This is a genomic window from Pseudohaemophilus parahaemolyticus, from assembly GCF_938021905.1.
In the GTDB taxonomy this organism is placed as follows: domain Bacteria; phylum Pseudomonadota; class Gammaproteobacteria; order Enterobacterales; family Pasteurellaceae; genus Haemophilus_A; species Haemophilus_A parahaemolyticus_B.
The window spans coordinates 1-5,895 of record NZ_CALIFA010000056.1 but is presented as its reverse complement, the minus strand read 5'-3'; the positions used below and the strand labels follow the sequence as shown (position 1 = coordinate 5,895).

The following is a 5,895-nucleotide window of genomic DNA, read 5'->3' as shown; positions in this document are numbered from 1 at the left end:
AACTAGTTTTTAAAACTTTCTGTTTTAAATAAAAATTGGGTTTTATAAATTAATCTAGAAATGGATTCTAGAATTAGCTAATTTTTTGGTTTTGTATGCTGGTTTGATACATAAACTTAGATGAATAAAAATTTTAAAAATAGTTGCTTAGAGTTAGTTCTTAGACAAAGATTATCATTTTACCGCATGGACAGGAATAAACTCTGCCTTTTGTATCTATGAGAGCGAATATTGATCGCTTGATTATAGCTAGTGCTAATAATACTCGTGAATATTTTTACCATACTCCATCAACAATATGCTGATAAAAATCACACGATTTTTTATAGCCCTGTTTACAGGCCTTTTTAAACCACGTTTTTGCAATCGTTTTACTTTGCGGAACACCCCTACCGTCTAAATAACTAAATCCTAACATTACTTGTGCTCGTACATTCCCCTGATCGGCAGCGTGGTAATACCACAAAATTATTTTTTCACAACGATCTTTTTCTTTCGGTGGAATAAAATCTTCCTTTGGAGGGGGAGGAGGAGCACTTGCTGAATGAAAATAATGAATAGAAGATGATTCATCCTTAGCTTGGTAAGGAGTGTCATTTTCTGCATCTTGATAGGTAATAAGAATCACATTACTTGCAATATGTTTCGTCGCGAATTCCGCTTCGTTTGATTTTGCTGAAATTGAATAAAAAATGCCTAAGATAAATGCAGTTAAGTAGAAAAAATGTGTCGTAATAGCCATAGTTTTTTCTATATCAACGAATAAATAAGAAAAATAAAATTTACTTGATCATAATAGTAGCGATTGTAATTTGTTTTTTTTTTTTTGCAATAATTGTTTAAGTTTTATGCTATTAAGGAGAGAGAGTATGGCCAATATAGTAAATCAACTCATTTTATTAGCATTATGGTGGTGGATTATACAACAATAATTTGAAATGAGGAGACTTAATCGTTGATTAGAAGAGAAATTTGGGAATGAAAATAGAAAAGGCTGATTTCAAAATTCGTATATGCTCAAATTTAAATCAGCCTTTTATAATCGTTAAATTATGCTTTTTGTGTGTTATAGGCTTCCAATGCACGTAATGAGTAAGTGTAAGCTGCACCAGCATTTAAAGCGATAGACATCGCTAATGCAGCAGCAACTTCATCTTCTGTCGCACCTGCACGAACGGCTTCTTCAGCGTGAACGCCAATACAACTTTCACAACGTGTTGTAACGGCTACTGCTAATGCAATTAATTCACGAGTTTTCGCATCTAACACGTTACCTTCTGCAGCAGCTGCACCAAGTGCTTGGTAAGCTTGTAACATTTTAGGATATTTTTTACCTAAACCACCGAAAGATTTTTTCACATGAGCGACGTCATTTTTCCAATCTGCAAACATAATAGTTCTCCTTAAATTTATGATAATGTATGTTTAACTGATGTGTGTATTATAAGAAAAATAAGCTATAATAATTGTCAAAATTTCTCAATCTTTATCGCAAAAATCTTATGATGGACTATTTAGATAAACTAACCTTACTTGCTCAAGTGCAAGGCAGAATCAATATTCGTTGTTTATTTCAAGGAGATTGGCAAGTTGAGCATCATACCAATTTAGCTCAAGAAGAAGGCATTTTTCACATTATTGAACAAGGAGAATGTTGGCTAACGCTTGCGGAAGATACGTTCCATTTAAAAGCGGGCGACCTTTTTTTCTTGCCCCGAAATTGCCCGCATCGTATGCAGAGTAGTGTAAATCTTTCGCAAAAAACAACCACTATAACGACTTCACAAGGTTTATTTGAGCTTCGTCAAATTGGGCAGAAATCCCCCGATCTTAAAATGTTTTGCGGCTCTTTTTTATATCAAAAAGATGCATTGTTAATAGGAGCTTTGCCAGATTATTTACATTTTCATTTGCCTGAAACTCCAGTTCAACCGCTGTTACAACTTTTCTTAAAAGAAGCTAACGAAACTAATCAAGGCTCAAAATCAGTGATTGATGCGTTGGCTAACGTGCTTTTTATCTATATTTTACGATATGCCCTTAAAATAGGATGGGTTGATTCGGGCTTGCTTGCAGCATTTGAAGATAAAAGGTTAAGTCAAGTGCTGATAACAATGTTGAACGAACCGCAAGCAGAGTGGAATTTGGAACAATTAGCGGAAATGGCAGCAATGTCGCGTGCAACTTTCTGTCGAGTGTTCCAGCAAAAAATGAAGATGCCTCCAAAGAGATTTCTTAATCAAATTCGATTACAACAAGGTGCGTATTTACTTAAACATACCCCAAAAAGTGTGCTTGAGGTCGCTTTAGAAATTGGTTATCAATCAGAGGCACATTTTAGTAAGGCATTTAAAATAGCTTATGGTATTACGCCAAGCCAATATCGGAAATAAAAATCTTGCTAAAGTTGTAATTTAAGCCCATCAAGGTATAATACGCACCGTTTTATTTAAATTAAGCACATTCAAAAAGAGGAAGCAATGGCTAAAGAAGATTGCATTGAAATGCAAGGTACGATTTTAGAAACCTTACCAAATACAATGTTCCGTGTGGAATTAGAAAACGGTCATATTGTGACAGCACACATCTCAGGTAAAATGCGTAAAAACTATATCCGTATTTTAACTGGCGATAAAGTTACCGTTGAAATGACCCCATACGATTTAAGCAAAGCACGCATTATCTTCCGTGCACGCTAACCACAAGTTATTGTTTTAACTTGTATTGAACGGGCGAGCAAGCGGTAAATTTTCAGAGAAAATTTGCAAATCACTCGTCCATTCCTCTATCATCTCTTCAAAAATTCCTGCTATGAAACCGATTTTTCTCGAACTTCGTCACTTAAAAACCTTACTTGCCTTAAAAGAGAGTGGTAGTGTTTCCTTAGCAGCGAAGAGAATTCATCTCACTCAATCTGCTCTTTCACATCAAATTAAATTGCTTGAAGATCAATATGATCTTACGTTATTTGAACGTAAGACGACGCCTTTGCGTTTTACCCCTGCGGGTGAACGTTTAGTGAAATTGGCACACGAAATTTTGCCAAAAGTAGTAGAAGCAGAGTTAGATTTGGCACGCGTAAAACAAGGAGAAGTGGGAGAATTACGTATTTCTGTGGAATGCCATACCTGTTTTGACTGGCTAATGCCTGCAATGGACTCTTTCCGTCAAAACTGGCCGCTTGTTGAGTTGGATATTGTATCGGGGTTCCATACTGATACCGTTGGATTATTGCTGACCCATCGTTCTGACTGGGCGGTGGTTTCCGAAGCAGAAGAAACCGAGGGGATTGTTTATCATCCACTCTTTTCCTATGAAATGGTGGGCATCTGCGCTAAAGATCACCGGCTTGCTAACAAAGAAGTGTGGGAAGCTGAGGATTTTGCGGATGAAACTTGGATTACTTACCCAGTACCAGACGATATGTTGGATCTGTTGCGAAAAGTGCTTCGCCCAGCGGGAATTGTGCCAAAACGTCGCACTAGCGAATTGACAATTGCAATTATCCAGCTTGTTGCGAGCAAACGAGGTATTGCAACCCTACCATATTGGGCGGTAAAACCCTATTTAGACCGCGGCTATGTGGTTTCACGCAAAATAACCCAACAAGGGCTTTACAGTAACTTATATGGTGCATTCCGTGAAACCGACCAACATTTTGCCTATCTAAACGATTTCCACAACACGGTAAAATCGCAAAGTTTTGCGACTTTACCAGGTTTGATTGTTTTGAAATGATGATTAAATTGAGTTTTTAAAGTTCTCTTTTAATACTTTAATGGCTTGCTGTCTACGCTTATTCAATTCATCGCGAATAGCCTGTTTCTCAAAACCATCTGCAATGACTTGTTGCACATCCACTTCATTTGCCACTTCAAAATATTGCATTGCAAGTTTAGCTTGCGGGTATTCCCGTTCTTCAAAGTCTAATCGTCCTTTACTATCCGCTTCGCAAGCAAGCAGGAAATCTTTAAATCGATTTGGTTTTCGCCAAACATCTAACGCATTAAAAAGTTTTAACACCGTTTCAGGTCGGAGTTCGGCAATCTTATGGCAATGGGGGTGATATTCAGTCACCAAAATTGCAAAATCCTTGACCTCGCTCGGTACTTTTAAGCGGTTTGCTAAATTTCTTGTCGGTTGAATGCCTTTGACTTCGTGCCCGTAATGGTGAGGCAAAATCTCTTCAGGCGTTAAGCTTTTACCTAAATCGTGGCAAAGGGCAGCGAAAAGTAAAGCGGTCGGGTTTTCTGCCTGTTTAGCTAATTGTTTAGCTTGTTCTAGTACCATTAATGTATGCACACCGCTATCAATTTCAGGGTGATATTTTTCTGGTTGAGGTTTATCAAATAAGGCTTCAACTTCTGGGAAAAGCACCGCTAATGCACCCACTTTTCTCAATACCTCAAAATAAATATGCGGCGAAGGCGTGTTGAGCCCTTTTTGCGTCTCAAGCCAAACTCGCTCAGCGGTTAAGTGATCGAGTTCCCCGCAAGCGGTCATTTTTTGCATCAGTTTTACCGTTTCATTAGCAATCTTGAAGCCTAAATGTGCAAATTGAGCTGCAAAGCGTGCCACACGTAATACTCGCAACGGATCTTCCTCAAATGCTAGTGAAACGTGGCGAAGAATTTTATTCTTTAAATCTTGCAATCCGCAAAACGGATCGAAAATTTCACCGCTTACAAGGTCTTGAGCCATTGCGTTGATAGTCAGATCGCGGCGAATTAAATCTTGCTCAAGCGTTATATCAGGAGAGAAATCGCAGATAAAACCGTTGTAACCTTGCCCGCTTTTTCGTTCTGTTCGGGCAAGGGCATATTCTTCTTTGGTCTCTGGGTGTAGGAAAACAGGGAAGTTTACTCCCACTTGTTGATAGCCGAGGGAAAAGAGTTCTTCAGGTGTTGAGCCAACTACTAAGAAATCACGGTCTTTTACAGGAATATTTAATAAAGCATCGCGGACAGCACCGCCAACGAGGTAGGTTTTCATAGTTAAAATGGGATTTTTATTCATTATGCTCTCCGTTTTCTCTGCTGCCAAATCTCCCCTCCCCCTCTTTGCTAAAGAGGGGGAAGTTCTTTAGCAAAAATAGAACAATTGGCTCATATACATTTTTAGTGATGTAGCAAGATAATATGGAAATATCCTGAGATAAAATCCCCTCTTTAGCAAAGAGGGGGAGGGGAGATTTGGCAGAAGAAAAAACGAAGAAATCAGTATAAAAAGGCAGAGAGCTCTGCCTTATAAAATTACGCCACGGTTACTGATTCAATCACTACCTCTTCTACGGGCACATCTTGGTGGAAACCTTTGTTACCTGTTTTCACACCTTTGATTTTATCAACAACATCCATTCCTTCAACTACTTCACCAAATACTGCGTAACCCCACTCTTGCACTACTTGACGACCAAATAGCTCTTTTGAGCGATAATCTAAGAACGTATTGTCTGCCACGTTGATGAAGAATTGCGAACTTGCTGAATGCGGATCTGAAGTGCGAGCCATTGCAAGCGTACCGCGTTTGTTGCTTAAACCATTATGTGCTTCATTTTCGATTGGTGCTTTGGTTGCTTTCTCTTTCAAACCAGATGTCATACCGCCACCTTGAATCATAAAGCCATCAATCACACGGTGGAAAATTGTACCGTTATAAAAACCTTCTTTGCAGTAATCTTCAAAGTTTTTTGCAGTAATTGGTGCTTTTTCAAAGTTTAATGCGATTTTAATATCGCCAAAGTTAGTGTGTAAAGTGATCATACTTTTTCCTTAGTGCACATAAAAAAATCTCCCGTCATAGACGGGGGAACTAGCTAGATTAGATTTAATAGCATATCTAATTGATATATAAGTATAATGTACAAACACACCTATTTATATATTACTAAATATA

At 38.1% G+C, this 5,895-nt stretch carries 7 protein-coding genes; 3 read left to right on the top strand and 4 right to left on the bottom strand.

Features of this window, described 5'->3' with window-relative positions:
• Positions 1–277: 277 nt before the first annotated feature.
• Together QMF79_RS05340 and QMF79_RS05335 are read right to left on the bottom strand one after the other, a co-directional pair.
• Positions 278–742 (bottom strand): tetratricopeptide repeat protein, encoded by a 465-nt coding sequence (locus QMF79_RS05340; protein ID WP_281773030.1) that lies wholly within the window; start codon positions 740–742, stop codon positions 278–280.
• Between the two features lie 308 nt (positions 743–1,050).
• Positions 1,051–1,392 carry a carboxymuconolactone decarboxylase family protein gene (locus QMF79_RS05335; RefSeq protein WP_005705270.1) on the bottom strand — a complete coding sequence of 114 codons (342 nt, stop codon included), beginning with the start codon at positions 1,390–1,392 and terminating at the stop codon, positions 1,051–1,053.
• 113 nt (positions 1,393–1,505) lie between these two features.
• On the opposite strand from QMF79_RS05335, the gene QMF79_RS05330 reads away from it, so the two are divergent.
• The 3 genes from QMF79_RS05330 to QMF79_RS05320 all read left to right on the top strand — a co-directional run bounded on the left by QMF79_RS05330 (position 1,506) and on the right by QMF79_RS05320 (position 3,738).
• Positions 1,506–2,393, top strand: coding sequence for an AraC family transcriptional regulator (locus QMF79_RS05330; RefSeq protein ID WP_281773032.1), 888 nt, complete (start codon positions 1,506–1,508; stop codon positions 2,391–2,393).
• An 87-nt stretch (positions 2,394–2,480) separates the two neighbouring features.
• Positions 2,481–2,699 carry a translation initiation factor IF-1 gene (infA, locus tag QMF79_RS05325; protein ID WP_005705342.1) on the top strand — a complete coding sequence of 73 codons (219 nt, stop codon included), beginning with the start codon at positions 2,481–2,483 and terminating at the stop codon, positions 2,697–2,699.
• A gap of 112 nt (positions 2,700–2,811) precedes the next feature.
• Complete coding sequence (locus QMF79_RS05320) at positions 2,812–3,738, top strand: LysR family transcriptional regulator (RefSeq protein ID WP_281773029.1); 927 nt, start codon at positions 2,812–2,814, stop codon at positions 3,736–3,738.
• 3 nt (positions 3,739–3,741) lie between these two features.
• On the opposite strand, the gene QMF79_RS05315 is transcribed toward QMF79_RS05320, so the two are convergent.
• Positions 3,742–4,992, bottom strand: coding sequence for a multifunctional CCA addition/repair protein (locus QMF79_RS05315; RefSeq protein ID WP_281773031.1), 1,251 nt, complete (start codon positions 4,990–4,992; stop codon positions 3,742–3,744).
• A gap of 260 nt (positions 4,993–5,252) precedes the next feature.
• Positions 5,253–5,762, bottom strand: coding sequence for a peptidylprolyl isomerase (locus QMF79_RS05310; RefSeq protein ID WP_281773028.1), 510 nt, complete (start codon positions 5,760–5,762; stop codon positions 5,253–5,255).
• Positions 5,763–5,895: the final 133 nt, after the last annotated feature.